The organism is Streptomyces sp. NPDC005483 (assembly GCF_040606035.1).
Taxonomy (GTDB): domain Bacteria; phylum Actinomycetota; class Actinomycetes; order Streptomycetales; family Streptomycetaceae; genus Streptomyces.
Window position 1 is genome coordinate 15,311 of record NZ_JBEXEA010000033.1, and the last position, 19,176, is coordinate 34,486.

15 protein-coding genes, 2 tRNA genes, 1 pseudogene and 1 riboswitch are annotated in these 19,176 nt (G+C 71.2%); of the genes and pseudogenes, 9 read left to right on the forward strand and 9 right to left on the reverse strand.

Translation table 11 applies throughout. The annotated features are described in order from the left end of the window. Positions 1-322 precede the first annotated feature (322 nt). The 4 genes from ABZT06_RS40115 (at position 323) to ABZT06_RS40130 (ending at position 6,147) form a co-directional block, all read left to right on the forward strand. Positions 323-1,747: an MFS transporter gene (locus tag ABZT06_RS40115; protein ID WP_355752592.1), complete on the forward strand. Its 1,425-nt coding sequence runs from the start codon at positions 323-325 to the stop codon at positions 1,745-1,747. A 73-nt stretch (positions 1,748-1,820) separates the two neighbouring features. Further along, positions 1,821-3,041 (forward strand): L-2-hydroxyglutarate oxidase, encoded by a 1,221-nt coding sequence (lhgO, locus tag ABZT06_RS40120; RefSeq protein WP_355752701.1) that lies wholly within the window; start codon positions 1,821-1,823, stop codon positions 3,039-3,041. 802 nt (positions 3,042-3,843) lie between these two features. Beyond that, positions 3,844-4,731 carry a tRNA (guanosine(46)-N7)-methyltransferase TrmB gene (gene trmB / locus ABZT06_RS40125; RefSeq protein WP_355752594.1) on the forward strand — a complete coding sequence of 296 codons (888 nt, stop codon included), beginning with the start codon at positions 3,844-3,846 and terminating at the stop codon, positions 4,729-4,731. 51 nt (positions 4,732-4,782) lie between these two features. Beyond that, positions 4,783-6,147: a PrsW family intramembrane metalloprotease gene (locus tag ABZT06_RS40130; RefSeq protein WP_355752596.1), complete on the forward strand. Its 1,365-nt coding sequence runs from the start codon at positions 4,783-4,785 to the stop codon at positions 6,145-6,147. A gap of 43 nt (positions 6,148-6,190) precedes the next feature. On the opposite strand, the gene ABZT06_RS40135 is transcribed toward ABZT06_RS40130, so the two are convergent. The 3 genes from ABZT06_RS40135 to ABZT06_RS40145 all read right to left on the reverse strand — a co-directional run bounded on the left by ABZT06_RS40135 (position 6,191) and on the right by ABZT06_RS40145 (position 8,868). After that, positions 6,191-7,135, reverse strand: coding sequence for an aldo/keto reductase (locus tag ABZT06_RS40135; RefSeq protein WP_355752598.1), 945 nt, complete (start codon positions 7,133-7,135; stop codon positions 6,191-6,193). 154 nt (positions 7,136-7,289) lie between these two features. Then, complete coding sequence (locus ABZT06_RS40140) at positions 7,290-8,315, reverse strand: M23 family metallopeptidase (protein ID WP_355752600.1); 1,026 nt, start codon at positions 8,313-8,315, stop codon at positions 7,290-7,292. Between the two features lie 11 nt (positions 8,316-8,326). Continuing rightward, positions 8,327-8,484, reverse strand: a riboswitch (cyclic di-AMP (ydaO/yuaA leader). Positions 8,485-8,794: 310 nt separating this feature from the next. Then, positions 8,795-8,868: transfer RNA gene (locus ABZT06_RS40145), tRNA-Met, on the reverse strand. A 118-nt stretch (positions 8,869-8,986) separates the two neighbouring features. Between ABZT06_RS40145 and ABZT06_RS40150 the strand changes: the two genes are divergently transcribed. From ABZT06_RS40150 to ABZT06_RS40160, 3 genes are all read left to right on the forward strand, one after another. Then, on the forward strand, positions 8,987-9,247 hold the full coding sequence (locus ABZT06_RS40150; RefSeq protein ID WP_355752602.1) for a hypothetical protein: 261 nt from the start codon (positions 8,987-8,989) through the stop codon (positions 9,245-9,247). A 71-nt stretch (positions 9,248-9,318) separates the two neighbouring features. Continuing rightward, positions 9,319-10,476, forward strand: a complete 1,158-nt coding sequence (locus tag ABZT06_RS40155) for a histidine kinase (RefSeq protein WP_355752605.1) — start codon at positions 9,319-9,321, stop codon at positions 10,474-10,476. Continuing rightward, a complete protein-coding gene (locus ABZT06_RS40160) occupies positions 10,464-11,114 on the forward strand; it encodes a response regulator transcription factor (RefSeq protein WP_355752607.1) in 651 nt (216 codons plus the stop codon). Before ABZT06_RS40155 ends, ABZT06_RS40160 begins: the two co-directional genes overlap by 13 nt. Before the next feature lie 3 nt (positions 11,115-11,117). Here ABZT06_RS40160 and ribA read toward each other — a convergent pair whose 3' ends face one another. Beyond that, positions 11,118-11,759, reverse strand: coding sequence for a GTP cyclohydrolase II (gene ribA / locus ABZT06_RS40165; RefSeq protein ID WP_355752609.1), 642 nt, complete (start codon positions 11,757-11,759; stop codon positions 11,118-11,120). 121 nt (positions 11,760-11,880) lie between these two features. Next, the gene (locus tag ABZT06_RS40170) at positions 11,881-12,390 is read right to left on the reverse strand and encodes a MarR family transcriptional regulator (protein ID WP_355752611.1); all 510 of its coding nucleotides are present in this window, start codon (positions 12,388-12,390) and stop codon (positions 11,881-11,883) included. Positions 12,391-12,474: 84 nt separating this feature from the next. On the opposite strand from ABZT06_RS40170, the gene ABZT06_RS40175 reads away from it, so the two are divergent. Then, positions 12,475-13,602: a dihydrofolate reductase family protein gene (locus tag ABZT06_RS40175; RefSeq protein WP_355752613.1), complete on the forward strand. Its 1,128-nt coding sequence runs from the start codon at positions 12,475-12,477 to the stop codon at positions 13,600-13,602. A 181-nt stretch (positions 13,603-13,783) separates the two neighbouring features. Further along, positions 13,784-14,695 carry a hypothetical protein gene (locus tag ABZT06_RS40180; RefSeq protein WP_355752615.1) on the forward strand — a complete coding sequence of 304 codons (912 nt, stop codon included), beginning with the start codon at positions 13,784-13,786 and terminating at the stop codon, positions 14,693-14,695. 93 nt (positions 14,696-14,788) lie between these two features. On the opposite strand, the gene ABZT06_RS40185 is transcribed toward ABZT06_RS40180, so the two are convergent. The 4 genes and pseudogenes from ABZT06_RS40185 to ABZT06_RS40200 all read right to left on the reverse strand — a co-directional run. Then, a tRNA-Lys gene (locus ABZT06_RS40185) sits at positions 14,789-14,861 on the reverse strand. Between the two features lie 98 nt (positions 14,862-14,959). Further along, positions 14,960-16,495, reverse strand: a complete 1,536-nt coding sequence (locus ABZT06_RS40190; RefSeq protein ID WP_355752617.1) for an amino acid permease — start codon at positions 16,493-16,495, stop codon at positions 14,960-14,962. Positions 16,496-16,543: 48 nt separating this feature from the next. Beyond that, positions 16,544-18,664 carry a VCBS repeat-containing protein gene (locus tag ABZT06_RS40195; RefSeq protein WP_355752619.1) on the reverse strand — a complete coding sequence of 707 codons (2,121 nt, stop codon included), beginning with the start codon at positions 18,662-18,664 and terminating at the stop codon, positions 16,544-16,546. A 183-nt stretch (positions 18,665-18,847) separates the two neighbouring features. Next, a pseudogene (locus tag ABZT06_RS40200) lies at positions 18,848-19,176 on the reverse strand (RNA helicase); the annotation flags it as partial.

Below are 19,176 nucleotides of genomic sequence, written 5' to 3' on the forward strand. Positions count from 1 at the left end.
CGCCCCCCGGGCCGGTCCGCCGCCCGCGGGGATGTAGGCGGCGGTGTCCCCCAGCCCACTGGATCCAGTACAGCGGGCCGACCCACGCATCAGCCATGGAAGCGCTCCCCTGTTGGCCGGAGAAGAGCGCACGGGCGGGCGCACGGCCACACAACGGGAGCACGACACAACTGCGCGTATCGGACCCGCACTTCAGTACGGACCACAATCCCGCCATCCGGAACAATGCCCCTTAACGCTTGGGATGCGGCGAACTACGCTGGGTTTACGAATGCCGCGTGGTTATGCCAGCGCGGCAGCCGTCTGTGTCGAGGGGTGGCGCATGTCCAGGGAGCAACGCGGGCCGAACGAAAAACTCGGCGCCGTTCTCGCCCTCGCGGGAATCAGCAACGCAGGACTCGCGCGTCGCGTCAACGATCTTGGCGCTCAACGCGGGTTGACTCTTCGCTACGACAAGACGTCGGTGGCGCGCTGGGTGTCGAAGGGAATGGTGCCTCAGGGCGCGGCGCCGCACCTCATCGCCGCCGCCATCGGCCAGAAGCTCGGCCGCCCGGTGCCGCTCCACGAGATCGGCCTGGCGGACGCGGATCCCGCGCCGGAGGTGGGCCTCGCCTTCCCCAGGGACGTCGGCCAGGCCGTCAGGTCGGCCACGGAGCTCTACCGCCTCGACCTCGCGGGCCGCCGGGCCGGCGCGGGAGGCATCTGGCAGTCCCTCGCCGGTTCCTTCGCGGTGAGCGCGTACGCGACGCCCGCCTCACGGTGGCTGATAACCCCGGCCGACAGCTCGGTCGCGCGCGAGGTCAACCACTCCGAGGGCTCCGGCGCACCGCTCAAAGTCGGCCACAGCGATGTGCAGAAGCTGCGGGAGGCCGCCGAGGACGCCAGGCGCTGGGACTCCAAGTACGGAGGCGGCGACTGGCGTTCGTCCATGGTGCCGGAGTGTTTACGGGTGGAGGCGGCACCGCTGCTGCTCGGCGCGTACTCCGACGAGGTGGGCCGGGCCCTGTTCGGCGCCTCCGCCGAACTCACCCGTCTCGCGGGCTGGATGGCCTTCGACACGGGCCAGCAGGAGGCGGCGCAGCGGTACTACATCCAGGCGCTGCGGCTGGCCCGCGCGGCCGCCGACGTCCCCCTCGGGGGTTATGTGCTGGCGTCGATGTCGTTGCAGGCGACGTACCGGGGCTTCGGCGACGAGGGCGTCGATCTCGCGCAGGCCGCGCTGGAGCGGAACCGGGGGCTGGCGACCGCCCGCACCATGAGCTTCTTCCGGCTCGTCGAGGCGCGGGCACACGCGCGTGCGGGTGACGCCGTCGCGGCCGGAGCTGCGCTCAAGGCGGCCGAGGGGTGGCTGGAGCGGTCCCGGGAAGGGGACAACGACCCGTCCTGGCTCGGCTTCTACTCGTACGACCGCTTCGCCGCCGACGCGGCCGAGTGCTACCGCGACCTGAAGGCCCCGCGCCAGGTCCGCCGCTTCACGGAGCAGGCGCTGTCGAAGCCGACGGAGGAGTTCGTACGCTCGCACGGGCTGCGGCTCGTCGTCTCCGCTGTCGCCGAGCTCGAGTCGGGCAATCTGGACGCGGCGTGCGAGCAGGGCGTGCGGGCGGTGGAGGTCGCGGGGCGCATCTCCTCGGCCCGCACCACCGAGTACGTGAAGGATCTCCTGCACCGGCTGGAGCCGTACGGGGACGAGCCCCGGGTGGTGGAGCTCCGGGAGCGGGCCCGGCCGCTGCTGATGGCTCCGGCTTGAGCTCCGGACGGCGGCACCGCCCCCCGCGTTTGAAGTGACTGTCAGTGGTGCAGTGCACTATCGGGGGTGGGAGGTGGTGCAGGTGCTGTCCGGGATCGCTTACGACTGTGACGTGCTCGTGGTCGGTGGAGGCATTGTCGGGTTGTCCACGGCGTACGCGATCACACGCGGTGCGCCCGGCACCCGGGTCGTCGTGCTGGAGAAGGAGGCGGGGCCCGCCCGGCATCAGACCGGGCGGAACAGCGGGGTGATCCACAGCGGGATCTACTACAAACCGGGGTCGCTCAAGGCGCGGTACGCGGTGCGGGGCGCCGCCGAGATGGTCAAGTTCTGCGCGGAGTACGGCATCGCCCACGCCGTCACCGGCAAGCTGATCGTCGCGACCGAGCGCGACGAGCTGCCGCGGCTGCACGGCCTGGTGCAGCGCGGCCGGGAGAACGGCATTCCGGTGCGGGAGCTGGGTGCCGCGCAGATCGCGGAGTACGAGCCCGAGGTGGAGGGGCTCGCCGCCATACACGTCGGGACGACCGGGGTGTGCGACTTCGTCGGGGTCGCGAGACAGCTGGCCGAGGCGTCGGGCGCGGAGATCCGGTACGGCGCCGAGGTGCGGCGCATCGACCGGCGCCCGGAGCTCGGGGTCGCCGTGCAGACCGGCGCCGGGGATGTCGTACGGGCACGGGTGCTGGTGAACTGCGCCGGGCTGCACTGCGACGAGGTGGCGCGGCTGACCGGCGACGAGCCCGGGATGCGGATCGTGCCGTTCCGCGGGGAGTACTACTCGTTGGCGCGGCCCGAGCTGGTGCGGGGGCTGGTGTATCCGGTGCCGGATCCGGCGTTCCCGTTCCTCGGGGTGCATCTCACGCGCGGGATCGACGGAGGGGTGCACATCGGGCCCAACGCGGTGCCGGCGCTGGCCCGCGAGGGGTACGACTGGGGGACCGTCCGGCCCCGGGAGCTGGGGGCCACGCTGGCCTGGCCGGGCTCCTGGCAGATAGCGCGGCGGCACTGGCGGTACGGCACGGGGGAGCTGCGGCGGTCGGTGTCGCGCAGGGCGTTCACCACGGCGGTACGGAGGCTGCTGCCCGCTGTCACCCCGGATGACCTGGTGCCCTCGGCCGCCGGGGTGCGGGCACAGGCCGTACTGCGGGACGGGACGCTGGTGGACGACTTCCTGATCCGCGAAGGCGCTCGGGCGGTGCACGTACTGAACGCACCCTCACCCGCGGCGACAGCGTCCCTGCCGATCGGCCGGGAGGTGGCCCGGCGGGCACTGGAAACACTGCGCACGGCGTGACACGCACGGCCGCCGCCACCCGGCCGAGACAGCCCCGCACACGACTGACCACCCGGCCGTCACGGACACCCCGGACGGGACCGCCGGAGCCATCCCCGAGCAGCACACCCGCAGCCACAGCTCCCCCGCCGACCGGCCGAGACGGGCCCGCACGACTGCCCCCGGCGGGACGGACGCCCCGGAGGTGGGGAGGGCCCGCGGAGATGACACCCCGGACGGGACGGCCCGAGCCACCCCCGAGCAGCACACCCGCAGCCACAGCTCCCCCGCCAACGAGACGAGACAGGCCCGCACACGGCTGACCACCCAGCCGTGACGGACGCCCCGGACGGCAGGGACGCCCCGGACGGCAGGGACGGCAGGGATGGCCCCCGGGAGTAAGCCCGGACGGGACGGCCTGAGCCACACCCGAGGCCACACCCACAGCTCCCCGCAGACCGGACAAGAAGCAGCCCCGCTCCCCCAGGACACACTGCGCGCGCCGTGACACACGCAAGCCCCCCACCCGGCCGGACGGGCGCCCCGGACGGCGGAGACGGCCCCGGAGATGACAGCCCGACGGGACGCGGCCCGAGCAGCACCCCCGCAGCCACAGCTCCCCCGCAGACCGGACAAGAAGCAGCCCCGCGCCCGCTGGCACCCTCACGCGCCGTGACACACACAGCCGCCACCCGAGACCGACCGGCCCCCACTCGGCTGGCACCCGGTGACCGCCCGGACGGGGGCCGTGACCCCGGACCGCACGGTCGGAACATCCCTGTGCGGCGTTCGTCGTCGAGGTCACCGTAAAATCGGCCTCACTGTGTCTGACTCCCTCAACGCCCCCGACGCCCCCCGGTCCCGGCCCGCCGCCGACGAGGCCGCTCTGCACGTCCCCGGTGTCTCCGTTCGGCACACGCGGGTCAAAGGGGAGCCGCGGTTTCCGGACGGGCCCAGCGCTGATCCCGCGGGGTCGCACTTCGAGCGGCGGATCCGGAGTTTCCAGCCCCGGCGCAGCCGGGTGACGGCGGGGCAGGCGGACGCGTTGCAGCGGCTGTGGCCCACGTGGGGCCTGGACATCGACGGACAGCGCACGATCGACTTCGGCGAGTTGTTCGGAAACGACAACCCCGTCGTGCTGGAGATCGGGTTCGGGATGGGTGAGGCCACCGCGCAGATGGCCGCCGCCGAGCCGGGGACCAACATCCTCGCCGTCGATGTGCACACCCCGGGACAGGGCAATCTGCTGAACCTCGCCGAGCAGCAGAAGCTGACCAACGTCCGGGTCGGCAACGGCGACGCCATCATCCTGCTCCGCGAGATGCTCACCGCGGACTCGCTCGACGGGCTGCGCGTGTACTTCCCCGACCCCTGGCCCAAGAAGCGGCACCACAAGCGGCGGCTGATCCAGCCGGAGTTCCTGGACCTGGCCGCGACCCGCCTGAGGCCCGGCGCGCTGCTGCACTGTGCGACCGACTGGGAGCCGTACGCCGAACAGATGCTCGACGTACTCACCGCGCACCCGGACTTCGAGAACACCCAGGCAGGCGGCGGTTTCGCAGCCCGTCCCGGATTCCGGCCGCTGACCCGTTTCGAGGGGCAGGGACTGGACAAGGGACACGTCGTGAACGACCTGCTGTTCCGCCGCGTACAGCACGGCGACCGAACCGACCCAACCGACCGATCCGACCAGTCCCCCACGGGCGCCTGAGCATCCCGCCCCACCTGCGGGCGGCGCCTCTGTCTCGTTAAGGTCGATGTCGTGGCCACCTTTCCTCCGTATCCGACGCATCCCGGTAACCCGCCCGGCGGCGGTGCGCTGCGGCACGCGCACTGGTGGCAGCGGAAATGGGTGCGCTACGGCGCCCTGATCACGCTCCTCGCGCTGTCGGGGCTGGTCATCCTCGCCCTGGTCCGCCAGCAGACCGGTACCCAGGGGTTCCTGGTCGGGCTGGGCCTCGCCGTCCTGCCCGTACCGCTGCTCATAGCCGCGTTCCGCTGGCTCGACCGGGTCGAACCGGGCCCCTGGCGCAATCTGTTGTTCGCCTTCGCCTGGGGCGCCTGCGCGGCCGCGCTGATAGCGATCATCGCCAACAGCTTCGCGACCAAGTGGATAGCGACGGCGACCGCCGACCCGACCGGCGCGGACACTCTCGGCGCGACCGTGATAGCGCCGATCGTCGAGGAGTCGGCCAAGGCCGCAGCCGTTCTGCTCGTCTTCCTGTTCCGCAGACGGGACTTCACCGGGATCGTCGACGGCGTGGTGATAGCGGGAGTCACCGCCACCGGCTTCGCGTTCACCGAGAACATCCTCTACCTCGGCACCGCCTTCGGCACCGACCAGCTCACCGGCGACCGGGGCATCGCCTCCGTCACCGCGGCGACCTTCTTCGTGCGCGTGGTGATGTCGCCGTTCGCGCACCCCCTGTTCACCGTCCTCACCGGCATCGGCTTCGGCATCTCCGCGCTGTCGGCGGAACGCCAGCGCGTCCGGAGGATTCTCGTCCCGCTGTCCGGGCTGCTGCTCGCGATGGGCATGCACGCCACGTGGAACGGCTCCTCGACGTTCGGGCAGTTCGGCTTCTTCGCGGTGTACGCGATGTTCATGCTCCCGGCGTTCGCGCTGCTGACCTGGCTGGTCATCTGGACGCGGCAGCGGGAGCTGAAGACCGTGCGCGAGGAGCTGCCCGCGTACGCCGTCGCGGGGTGGCTGACGCCGACCGAGCCGTATGTGCTGGGCTCGATGCGGGCGCGGCGGGTGGCACGGGACTACGCGCGGCGGCAGTTCGGCGGGCGGGCCGCGGCGCGGGCGGTCTCGCAGTACGAGGCGTACGCGACGTCCTTGGCGTTCCTACGGCACCGGGGGCGGCTCGGGCGGGCGAACGCGGACTTCGTCGTACGGGAGCGGGAGTTGCTGCACGAGCTGTGGCGACGGCGGGACGTGGCGCGTCCCGCGCTGGACCACGCGGCCCGGACGACGGCACCGCCGGTACCGGTGGCCGCGCCGCCCTGGCCGGTGTACGGCGTGTACGGATACCCGGCCCAGCCCCCGCACCCGGTCCACCCGGTCCAGCCCCCGGTCCACCCGACGGTGCCCTACCCCGCGTACAACCCGTACCGGACATAGACGGACGTAGATCCACGCAGCGGTCGAGGGGTGTGCCGGAGGGTCAGGCCGACGCCTCCGCCAGGCGTCCCAGCTCCTCCTCCGTCAGCACCAGATCGCCCACTCCCAGCAGCGCGGGAAGCTGTTCCACGGTGCGGGCGGACGCGATCGGGGCCGCGACCGTCGGCTGGGCGGCGAGCCAGGCGAGGGCGACCGTGGCGACCGGGACGGTGTGGGATTCGGCGATGTCGTCGAGCGCTGCGAGGACCTTCCGGCCGCGTTCGGTCTCCAGGTGCTTGCCGGCGCCCGCCTGGCGGGGGCTCTCCACCGTCGTACCGGCGCGGTACTTGCCGGTGAGGAACCCGGAGGCGAGGGCGTAGTACGGGACGGCGGCCAGGCCCTCCCGGGCGGCGACTGCCTCGAGTTCACCCTCGTACGTGTCGCGCGAGACCAGGTTGTAGTGGGGCTGGAGGGCGACGTACCGCGCCAGGCCCTCGCCGTCGGAGAAGGCGAGGGACTCCGCGAGGCGCGCGGCGGAGATGTTGGAGGCGCCGATCGCCCGCACCTTGCCCGCCTTCACCAGCTCGTCCAGCGCGCCGATGATCTCCTCGACGGGGGTCTCGGGCTTGTCGAAGTGGGTGTAGTACAGGTCGATGTGGTCGGTGCCCAGGCGCCGTAGCGACGCCTCGGCCGCCGCCTTGATGTTCGCGGCGGACAGGCCCGGGAAGTCGGGGTGCTGGCTGACCTTCGTGGCGATGACGACGTCGTCGCGGTGGCCGCGGGCCGCCAGCCACCTGCCGATGATCGTCTCGGACTCGCCGCCGGAGTTCCCGTCGACCCACGACGAGTACGAGTCGGCCGTGTCGACGAAGTTGCCGCCGGCCGCGGTGTACGCGTCGAGGACGGCGAAGGACGTGGCCTCGTCGGCGGTCCAGCCGAAGACGTTGCCGCCGAGGGAGAGCGGGAAGACCTCGAGGTCGGAGGAGCCGAGCTTGCGAAGAGAAGTCATGCCATACGTCAACGCCCGCGCCGGACGCCGGTCTTCCGCCACGGCCGCAAAGTCCTCGTAAACAAACGGAATCAGCCGCTCCGAAGCACCGGCAGCCCTGACGTCGGGGGGACGTCGTCAGGGCTGCCGGAGTTCGCGGGAACTCGCGGGAACGTCAGGGGGTGAGGCCCTTGCCGCGCAGCCACGTCATCGGGTCGATGCCGTCGGCCGAGCCGCCCGGGTGGACCTCCAGGTGCAGGTGCGCGCCGGTCACGTTGCCCGTGGCGCCCACGCGGCCGATGACGTCACCCGTGCCGACCTTCTGGCCGACGCTGACATTGATCGAGGACTGGTGGCAGAACCACAGCTCGGTGCCGTCGTCGAGGGTGAGGATCGTGCGGTAGCCGTAGGAACCGGCCCAGCCGGCCTGGGTGATGGTGCCGCTGTGGATCGCCTTGATGAGCGTGCCCGTGGGGGCGGCGAAGTCCAGGCCCGTGTGGTAGCCGGAGGACCACAGCGAACCGGCCTGACCGAAGGTCCCGGTGATGGTGTACGACGAGGTCGGCAGCGTGTACTGCTTGGCGAGCTCGGCCAGGCGCGCGGCCTCGGCCTTCTTCGCGGCCTCCTCCTCCGCCTTCTTCTTCGCGGCGGCGGCCTTCTCCTGAGCGTCCTTCTCCGCCTTGGCGGCGGCCGCGTCGGCCTCCTTCTGGGCGGCGTCCGCGACGGCCTGGGCGGCCTTGGTGTCGATCTGGTCCTGCTGCACCTCGGCCTGGGCCAGGATGCGCGAGCGCAGCGCCTCACCGGCGTCCGAGGTGCCCTGGGCGGTGTCGGCGGTGGTGGCGCCGACGCTGCTGAAGGCGCTCGTGTCGTCCGCGGCGGTGTCGGAGTCGTTCGAGATGAGCGAGCTCACGGAGCCCAGGTCGGGCATGGAGATGGAGACCGGCGGCTTGCCGGTGTTGGCGCTGGCCATCCCGCCCGCGCTGACGGCGGCTATGACGCCGACGCCGAGAACGGTGGAGCTACGGGCGAATCCTCCGCCGCGCTGCTTGGTGACGCGATGCCGGCCTCGTACGGGAGCGAGGGAGTCCGCGGTGGGGTTCCACTCGCCGAGCGGGGCCTCGTCGTCGGCGCGGTAACCGCCGTACACGAGGGTGTCGCTGTTTACGTACGGCGCCTCGGGGGCAGGCGGGTTGGACGCCACGTGGGCGCGCTCCTTTCCTTCCTTCTCGCCTACCGGGTTAGCTGACGGGTTCGGAGCAGGAAGGTCTCCTACGCGCGTATACCGGCCGTGCTGCCACGGCGGCGTACGAGCGATTCACCCCAAGTTGGTGGTTCCCCGGTTCCCTTGCGGAATTCGGCGCGTGAGCACGGAGCCGTCTCTTGTGACGGCTGGGACGACCGCGCTGCGTTATCGAACGTTAATAGACCCGGGGGCCCGATTCCAAGCTGTTCCGCTTGATCATTAACGAAATCCCGCTGGACTTACGGCCCATGAACGGCGAAAAACGGGCGAGTTGGCCCTTCCTCAGGCAACACACAGGCATTGACGGTATGTCAGCTCTTGCGCGGAGGGCGGTCACTCACTCACCCGGCGTCACGAAGACGTCGTACCGTGTGACACGGCCGGGAAAACACTCAGGGCCGGAGTCCAGTGAATGGACTCCGGCCCTGAGCCTTGAGTAGCGGGGACAGGATTTGAACCTGCGACCTCTGGGTTATGAGCCCAGCGAGCTACCGAGCTGCTCCACCCCGCGTCGTTGTGTGACCAGCATACGTCATCCGCGAGGTGGTTCGCGCCAGGGTTGTTCCGGAGGCCCGGTTTCCCGCTCGGCGGCGTACCGTGGCGCCCCTCACGCGCACGAGGAGGGGCCCATGGCGGCAGCCGATGAGCGACCGGTGGAGATCGGCAAGCGGGACATCCCGCTGTCCGGCGGCCGGACGCTGCGGGTGACGGAGTTCGGCAACGGCAGCATCCGACTGGCGGTGCAGGCCGGTTCTCCCTATGTGGTGACGAGCCTGGAGCAGATCGACGACGGAGCCGTCCTGAGACTCTCTCCCGGCCGCGAGGGGTCCAACGCCCACCGGAACTGGGTACGGGACCAAGGGGCCGCCGCGGACGGCCACGGGGAGTGAGCCTCGCCCCGCCCCCGATGGTGTAGCGGGCTACACCGTGCGCCGGGGGTCGTTCGTCTAGCGTGAGCCGCATGTGGAAGTCGGTGCGGCGTGCGGCGATGGCGACCGTGCATCTCTTCGTGGCCGCGGCGATGTGCTTCGGCGTGTACCTCTTCATCACGGTGCTGCTGATCGCCGCCGTGGGCACGGTCGCCGTGGTCGGCTGCTGGCTGCTGCCCGAGGCCGTGCTGCTGATACGGCGGATCGCCGGCGCCAAGCGGAACCTGACCACTCTGTGGACGGGCAGGGAGATCCCCGAGGCGTACACGCCGATGACCGGCACGCTCCGCGAGCGGCTGCGCATCTCGGTGCGGGACCCCGGCACGCTCAGGGACTTCCGCTGGATGCTCGCCTACTACCTCTACGGCGCCCTCCTCGCCCTCGCCCTCGCCCTCCCGCTGTGGCCCCTCGGCCTGGTGGTCGACGGTGTGTGGGCCGGGGCGCTGCGCCGCGACCCCGTCGTCCTTCCGCTGATCGTGCGGCTCGCGGACACCGAGGCCCGCTGGTCGACCGTGCTGCTCATGCCCTCCCCGAAGGCCAGGCTGGCCCGGCGGGTCGAGGAACTGAAGGAGACCCGGGCCGACGCGATCGCCGCGCACGAGGCCGAACTGCGCCGCATCGAACGGGACCTGCACGACGGCGCCCAGGCCAACCTGGTGGCGCTGTCGATGCGGATCGGCCTCGCCAAGCGGGCCTACGACCGTGACCCCGACGCCGCCCGCAAGCTGCTGGACGACGCCCAGTCGCAGGCCGAGCAGGCGCTGACCGAGCTGCGGCACGTGGTGCGCGGGATCCACCCGCCGATCCTCACCGACCGGGGTCTGGTCGGCGCGGTGCGGGCGCTCGCCGCCGGCAGCGGACTGGCCGTGCGTGTGGACGACGGCGGTCTGGACGCGGGCACCCGGGCGCCCGCGGCGGTGGAGGCGGCCGCCTACTTCGTGGTGGCCGAGTCGCTCACCAACGTCGCCAAGTACAGCGGTACCGACCGGGCCGAGGTCCGGCTGGCCCGGACCCGGCGCGGGCTGACCGTGCGGGTGCGGGACGAGGGCCGGGGCGGCGCCGACGAGTCCGCGGGCTCGGGGCTGCTCGGGATGCGGCGCAGGGTCGCCGCGCTCGACGGGACCTTCGAAGTGACCAGCCCCGCCGGGGGCCCGACCGTGATCGATGTGGAGCTGCCGTGCGTGTGGTGATCGCCGAGGACAACGCCCTCCTGAGAGAGGGGCTCGTCCTCCTGCTGACGTCCTCCGGGCACGAGGTCGTGGCCGTCGTCGGCACCGGCCCGGAGATCCTGCCCGCCCTGCTCGACCACCGGCCGGACGTGGCCGTGCTCGACGTGCGGATGCCGCCCGGGTTCCGCGACGAGGGGCTGCGGGCCGCCCTGGAAGGGCGGGAGCGGATCCCGGGACTCCCGGTGCTGGTGCTCTCGCAGTACGTCGAGGAGTCGTACGCCGCCGAGTTGCTGGCGGGCGGCTCCAGCGGGGTCGGCTACCTCCTGAAGGACCGGGTCGGCCGGGTCGACGAGTTCCTCGACGCGCTGGAGCGGGTGGCGGCGGGCGGCACCGCGCTCGATCCCGAGGTCGTCACCGAGCTCCTGACCCGCCGTCGCGACACCCCGCTCGACTCCCTCACCCCGCGCGAGCGCGAGGTGCTGAAGCTGATGGCCGAGGGGCACGACAACACCACCATCGCGAAGACTCTCGTGGTCACCGAGCGCGCGGTCAGCAAGCACATCGGCAACGTCTTCCTCAAGCTGGGCCTGCCGCCGAGCGACAGCGGCCACCGGCGGGTCCTGGCCGTGCTGGCCTATCTGGCGCACACGCCCAGGTGAGGTTCAGCCGACGACGAGTTCGGTCAACTCCGCCAGCGGCAGCGTGTGCTGGGTCTGCAGGACCTTCGCGCGCAGGTAGCGGACGTTGTGGGCGGTGGTGAAGACCCCGGTGGGGACACGGTCGCGGACGTCGATGCCGAGGTCGCGCAACTGGCCCGCCTTGTCGGGGTTGTTGGAGAGCAGGTCGAGCTCGGCGATCCCGAGGGCCTGGAGCATCTGCGCGGCCGCCGTGTAGTCGCGGGCGTCCTCGGGCAGGCCGAGGGCGGTGTTCGCGGCGTAGGTGTCGAGGCCCTGGTCCTGGAGGGCGTACGCGTCGAGCTTGTTGTAGAGGCCGATGCCGCGGCCCTCCTGGCGCAGGTAGAGCAGGACACCACCGCGCTCGGCTATGCGCTCGACCGCCTCGCGCAGCTGCGGGCCGCAGTCGCAGCGGGCGGAGCCGAAGACGTCGCCGGTGAGGCATTCGGAGTGCAGGCGCACCAGCGGGACGGCGCCGGGGGCGGGGTCGCCGAGGACGACGGCGAGGTGCTCCTGCCCGTCGGCCAGGCCGTGGAAGGTGACGAGTTCGGCGTCTACGCGGTAGCCGTCCCCGAAGCGCAGCGGGACGCGGACGCGGGAGCGCTGGGTGGCGGCGGGCAGGTCGGGCATGCGGGTACTCCGGTCCGTAGGCACACCTGCTTCAGATTTGAAGCAGTTCTACTGGTCGAGACCCTACCCCATGCTTTAAATTTGAAGCAACGGGTTTATGGCGTTCGTCACGCAGGGCTTCTCACGAACAGGACGGGGACGACCGCCGGCGCCACGGGACCTCCTCGGAGGGCCCGTCCTCCCCCAGGAGCCCGGCGGTGACACTGGTGAAGATCTCCTCCAGCTGCCCCACCTGCTCCGGGGTGAGCCGGTCGAAGAGCGCGGCGCGGACCGTCTCCACATGGCCCGGCGCGGCCCGCTCCAGCACCGCCATACCCTCGTCCGTGAGGACCGCGACGCTGCCGCGCTTGTCCCACTGGCAGCTCTCGCGCCGCACCAGCCCGTCCTTCTCCAGCCGGGCGACGGCGTACGTCAGCCGGGGCCGGGTGATCTTCAGCCCCTCGGCGAGTTCGGTCATCCGCAGTCGCCGTTCCGGGACCTCGGAGAGGTTGGCCAGGATGGAGTAGTAGACATGCGGCATGCCGGCCTCCTGCTGGAGCTGCCGGTCGATGGTGTCCTCCAGGAGGAGCGAGGCGGCGATGTAGGCACGCCAGGCTCGCTGCTCGTCGGGGCTGAGCCAGCGGGTCGTCATGTCCCCAGTGTAGGTTTGCTTCAAACTTGAACCAAGACCGGCCGTCCGACAACCCGCCACCCGTCTCCGAGAGGGACCGCGCCGATGCCCCACCCCTACGTCCTCCTCTCCGCCGCGGTCTCCCTCGACGGCTACCTCGACGACACCGGCCCCGACCGCCTGCTCCTGTCCAGCCCGGCCGACTTCGACCGCGTCGACGAGGTCCGCGCCTCCGTGGACGCGATCCTCGTCGGCGCGGGCACCATCCGCGCCGACAACCCCCGCCTGCTGGTGAACTCCGAGACGCGCCGCGCGGCCCGCGCCGCCGCCGGGAAGCCGCCGTACCCCCTGAAGGTCACGGTCAGCGGCTCGGGCGAGCTGGATGCGGCCGCGAACTTCTGGCACACGGGCGGCGAGAAGGTCCTCTACACGACGAACAAGGGCGCGGAGCGGGCCGGCGCGCTGGGTGTCGCGGCCGACATCGTTGCGCTCGGCCCCGAGCTGGACTGGCGCCGTCTGCTGGAGCACCTGTACGAGGAGCGCGGAGTGGAGCGGCTGATGGTGGAGGGCGGTGGCCGGATCCACACCCAGCTCCTCCAGCAGGGCCTGGCGGACGAGGTGCAGCTCGTCCTGGCCCCCCTCTTCGTCGGCAGCCCGCAGGCCCCCCGCCTCTTCGGCCCGGGCACCTACCAGGCCGGCCGGCTGCGCCTGGTGGAGACCCGCCGTATCGAGGACGTCGTCCTGATGCGCTACGAGCCCACCGCCCCCGGCACGGGCCTGGTCCCCGCCGCCGCGGACCACCACTGGCTCGCCCTGGCCTGCGAGTTGGCGATGCACTGCCCGCCGTCACGGACGGCGTTCAGCGTGGGCGCGGTGGTGGTGGCGGCCGACGGCACGGAGCTGGCGCGCGGCCAATCCAGGGAGGGCGACGACCCGGTCGTGCACGCCGAGGAGGCGGCGCTGGCGAAAATCGCCCCGGACGACCCCCGCCTGGCCACGGCCACCGTCTACACCAGCCTGGAGCCCTGCACCCACCGCGCCTCCCGCCCGGTCCCCTGCGCCCGGTTGATCCTGGACGCCGGAGTACGCCGGGTGGTGACGGCGTGGCGGGAGCCGGACACCTTCGTGGCGGGAGCGGACGGGACGGGACTGCTCACGGCGAAGGGCGTGGACGTGGTGGTGCTCGGCGAGTACGAGGACCGCGCGAAGGCCCCGAACCGCCACCTGGGGTGACGGGGCCTCAGGCGGATCAAAGCGAGGAGACACGTCTGATCAAGGTGTGACGAAGAAGCCCGGCCCAGGGTTGGCCGAAACCTCAACTCATCACACCAGAAACGTAGTTGTCGCCCATCCCACTGGTTGGCAGACTCGCCCCGCCGACGAGGCTCACGTCATCTCACCAGGGGGAACAACCATGCATCTCAGTCTGCCCAGACGCGTCCTGGGCCGTGCCACCGCCACTCTCGCGCTGGCGCTCGCCATGGCCACCGGCACCACCGGCCTGCTCGCCGGCGCCGAAGCGCACGCCCTGCCGGTCACCGACGGCTCCTTCAGCTTCAGCGGCGACGAGGGCGACTACATCAGCGGCGGCCAGTCCTACGCCTACTCCACCTCGTCCCAGGACCACCTGAACGTCTCCGGGAACACGGACAACGGAGTGGTCACCCTCTCCGTCGACGGAGCGAACGGCGACTGGTGGACCCTGGACCTCGCGGCCCCGTCCGGCCAGGCCCTGACGCCGGGAACCTACACGGGAGCCACCCGCTACCCGTTCAACGAGGGGACCGAGCCGGGCCTGTCGCTCAGCGGCAACGGCCGCGGCTGCAACCAGCTCACCGGCACCTTCACCGTCTCCGCGGTGGAGTTCGGCCCCCAGGGTTACGTGAAGAAGCTCGACGCCACCTTCGAGCAGCACTGCGAGGGAGGCACCCCGGCCGCGCGCGGCGAGGTCCACATCGAGAACCCGGCCCCGCCGGCCGAACTCGGCCTCGGCCTCGACATCGCCCTGGCCGGCACCGCGAGCAGCCTCAACGGCAAGGCCACCTTCCACGGCACGGTGAGCTGCACCAAGCCGGTGCGGGTGACCGTGGCGGGCGACGTCACGCAGGTGAAGAAGCGGGACCTCATCCGCGGTTCGTTCTCCACGGCGGTGTCCTGCACCCCGGGCGCCCCGGTCGCCTGGACCGGTACGGCCGTGCCGACCGGCTCGGTCCCCTTCCAGAAGGGTGACGTCGAGGTCGAGGGCCACGCGACGGCGACGGATCCCGACTACGGCCGGCCGGTGACGGTCGACGAGACGGTGGCGGTCCGCCTCACCCGGGTCTGACCCACGTCCCGACGCACACAGCGCCCGACCCGGCCTGAGCCGGATCGGGCGCTGTGTCACAGGTCGAAGGGCATGTCCCCCGACTCTCACCGGTAGGCCCTGTGGGACTCGAACCCACAACCAATGGATTAAAAGTCCACTGCTCTGCCAATTGAGCTAAGGGCCCAGGCGATGTTGCCTCCCCGAGCATAGCCGGACGTGGCCGTGTCTCCGATCGGGTATCGGGGACACGGCCGCGTCGCGGGAACGGAACGGGGCGGTAGGTCAGGGATCGACCGGTTCGGGCGCGTTCGCGCGAGCCGCCTCGCGGGCCTTGGTGCGCGCGTGCTCGGGGTTGAGGAACCAGTGCTTGGCCGAGGCCGCCCACCAGGTCCAGGCGAAGCCGAGGACGACCAGGACGGCTATGGGGGCGTAGTTGAAGGTCTCCCAGGTGACGGGGGAGACCTGCGGGAGCATGAACAGCACGGTGATGACGACGACCCACGCCACCGAGACCAGGCCGATCGCGCGCGACCAGCGGCCCAGGTGCCACGGCCCCCGGTCGAAGGCGTCGCCCTTGCGCAGCCGCAGCAGGGTCGGGATGACGTAGGCGATGTAGAGGCCGATCACCGCGACGGACGTCACCGCCGCGTAGGCCGCGTAGTTGATCAGGTACGGCAACCCGAGCAGCAGCGCCCCCGCCGCGGCGAGCCACACCGCCGCCACCGGGGTCCGGGTGCGCGGGCTCACCGTGTGCCAGACGTGCGAGAACGGCAGCGCGCCGTCGCGTGAGAAGGCGTAGATCATGCGGCTGTTGGCGGTCACCGAGGCCATTCCGCAGAACAGCTGGGCGCCGATCACGACCAGCAGCAGGAGCTTGCCGGCGGTGGCGCCGAGCGCGTCGAGGAGGATCTGGGCCGGGGGCGCGCCGGTCGGGGACTTCCGGGCGCCGTCGTACGACTGGATCGCGAACGTGAAGCCGAGGAGCAGGACGAAGCCCGCTATCCAGGACGTCCAGATCGACTGGACGATGCCCTTCGGGCCCGCTGTCGACGCGTCGTGGGTCTCCTCGGTCATGTGGGCCGAGGCGTCGTAGCCGGTGAAGGTGTACTGGGCCATCAGGAGGCCGATGAGGACGACGTAGACGCCGCTGCCCCAGCCCGTGTGGTTCACGAACTCGCCGAAGACGAAGGACGCGGACTGGTGTTTGTCGGGGGCGAAGGTCAGCGCGCCGACGATGACCGCCACGCCGATCACGTGCCACCACACGCTCACGCTGTTCAGCAGCGCGACGATCCGCACCCCGAAGGTGTTGAGCAGCCCGTGCAGGATGAGGATCGCCGCGAACAGCAGGATCGTGCGGCCGGGCGTCACCTCGAAGTCGAACTGGAGGTTCAGGTAGGCGCCGAGGAAGGACGCGGCGCCGAAGTCGATGCCCGCCGTCACCGCCACCTGGCCGAGCACGTTGAACCAACCCGTGAACCACGCCCACGCGGCCGCGGTTCTGGGCGGGGCCAGCCGGTGGGCCCAGAAGTACAGGCCCGCGGAGGTCGGGTACGCCGAACAGATCTCGGCCATCGACAGGCCGACGAACAGCGTCATCAGGCCCACGGCCACCCAGCCCCAGGTGATCACGGCCGGGCCGCCCGTGTTCATGCCGAAGAGGTAGAGGGTCAGACAGCCCGACAGGACCGAGATGATCGTGAAGGAGACCGCGTAGTTGGAGAACGCCGACATGCGGCGGGCCAGGACCTGCGTATAGCCGAGCTGGGCAAGCCGTTCTTCGTCGGAGAGCCCACTCGCCATGTCGTCTTCTGTCATGCCCCCAGCGATTCCCTCACCGGGGGCGTGACATGCATCACAACTTGGCTAGAAAATGCCCCTGTAGCCCTGCCAGCCGGTGGCGATCTTCGTACGCGCCCCGAACGACCCCTTGCCGTCGCCGTTGTTGCGGTACAGGTTGCCGCCGGTGTCCCGGGAGACCAGGTCGTTCCTGCCGTCGCCGGTGATGTCCCCGACACCGACGACCACGTTGTAGGAGGTCCCCCAGGTGGAGAAGACCTTCACCCGCTCCTTGACCTGGCCGGTGCCGGTGCCGTCGTAACGCCACAGCGTCCCGGCCTTGTCCTGCACCAGGACGTCCCCGAAGCCGTCGCCGTTGAGGTCACCGGCACCGACGATCTTCTTGTACGTGGCCCAGCTGCGGATCTTCACACCCGGCCTGAGCTTGCTCGCGCCGTCGTTGGCGAACAGGTAGACGTCACCGGTCGACGCCTTGCGGGCCAGCAGGTCGGTACGGCCGTCGCCGGTCAGGTCGCCGGGGGCGGTGAGGACGTTGTACGCGTTCCAGCCGGTGCCGAGGGAGGTGTGGCTGCTCGTCGGGGCGTACGAACCCTCGCCGCACTTGCCCGCGTAGCGGCGCAGCTCGCCGTCCGGCATCCGGACCAGCATCTCGGCGCAGCGGTCCTTGCCCATGTCGCCGAAGGGCACGGCGACCGTGCCGGCGGGCCAGCCCGACGCGTTCTGCTTCCAGTCGAACGTGCCGCCGCCGTTGGTGTACTGGAGGCTCAGGGTGCCCGAGGAGTTGAGGGTGACCAGCTCGCCGTAGGCGTAGCCGCCCATGTCGTGGTGGCCTTGGCGGCCGCCGTTGAGGGCGACCTTGCCCCTCGTCGTGTACGTGCCCCCGCCGTCGGCGGCGGTCGCGGTCAGCGTCCAGGTCTTGACGCCGTTGTACGCGTAGGCGCCCGAGTCCGTCTTCCCGTCCCAGGTCAGGTCGATCGCCGTACCGCTGCCCCGCAGGGTGCGGTCGACCCGGCCCTGGACGTTCTTCACGGTGAAGGTCCAGGTCGCGGGCTTGTTCAGCTGCCAGGTGCTCATCCAGGCCATGTTGGCGCTGTTGCGGCCCGAGGCGTCGAAGTAGTCGTTGTCCAGGTCCGACTCGATCTTCCCGAGGGACTGGGTGGGTACCCCGCTCGGCACGGTCCGGATCGTGTGGCCGGCGTCGACATAGGCGACGCCCCCGCCGAACTTGTCCACCGACCACGTCAGTCGCCGCTGGTCGGCCGTGTCGCCGGCCGGCAGGTCGGCGATCGCGCGCGCGGTGGCGGCCGTACCAGAGTGGTAGTCCGTCAGCATCAGCTTGCCGGCCGTCCGGTCGTGCTGGACGAGGTAACCGTCACCGACGAGCGCGGGGCCCGAGGGCACCTTGATGTTCTTCTTCGCCGTACGGTCGTACATGCCCGCGGCGCCCGCAGGACCGCAGTTCCAGTAGATCCAACGGCCGATGACCTGAAGCTCCTTGACCGTGCAGGGGGCGCCGGTGGAGACGGTCGCGACCGTCTTCTTCCCCTCCAGGTCGTACTGGGTGACCACGCCGTTGCCGGAGCCCGGTGTCCACAGGGCCGAGCCCCACACGGAGGCGGCGGTGACGGAGCGGGTCAGCCGGACGTCGTCGCCGCGGTACTGGTTCACGGCGTCGACGTACTGCTTGCCGGTGGAGGCGGCGTCATAGACGAAGTAGCGGCCGGTGGCGTCCACGAACCGGCCGCCGGTGACCGCGGGTTCCGTCCCGTGGTAGCTGGTCGGCGTTCCCCAGATCTGGGCGCGCTCCTTGTCGTACTCGTCGACCTGGAAGTAACCGACGCTCTGCGTGCCGGTGGAGCGCAGCGGCACGCACCCGCCCGCCGCGTCGCACGGCACCCGCTGCAGATGGGTGCCGTCGGCGTAGGTGCCGGCGAATCCGCGGGTGGCCTGCTCCAGCACGGTGGAGCCGTCGGGCGAGAGCTGCCGCCCGACCACGTACTGCTCGCCGTCGGGCCGGTGTTCGACGCTGGTCAGGTAGCCGGCCGCGTAGTCGATGCCCCACACGCCGTCCGTGGCGATCGGCGTCGGGGTGGTGTCCGCGGCGGCCGGGCCCGCGGACGTCAGGGTGCCGGCGCTCAGAGCGGCCAGCGAGGCAAGAGTGAGTGCGATCCGGGCACGCCGGGTCAAGGGTCCCTCCCCAGGGAAGTGAGAAAAGGCGCGCCGGCAGGCCTTGTCTTCCCCCTCGGCCACATTCCGTCACGCGATCAACGGATGTTAACAACTGCCCCACAGAGTTCGATAGTCGAATACGGATACGAAAGGGGCCCGCATGACCGAAGTCGTACGGGCCCCAGCTCAGCTCACGCTGTGTCAGCCGTTGCGCTTCCAGCGCGGCTTGTCGTCGCGGCGGCCGAAGGAACCGGTGCCGGTGCCGGTGCCGGTGGTGCGGTGGTCGTCACGACGGCCGGTGGGGCGGTCGTGGCCGCCGGAGCGGAAGCCACCGGTGGGGCGGTCGCCCTGACGGTCGCGGTTGAAGGGACGGTCGCTGCCCCGGTGGGTGGACGGACGCTCGTCACGGCGGTCGCGGTTGAAACCGCCACCGGAGGGGCGGTCGTCACGGCGGAAGCCGCCCGAGGGACGCTCGTCACGACGGTCACGGTTGAACCCGCCACCCGAAGGACGCTCGTCACGACGGTCGC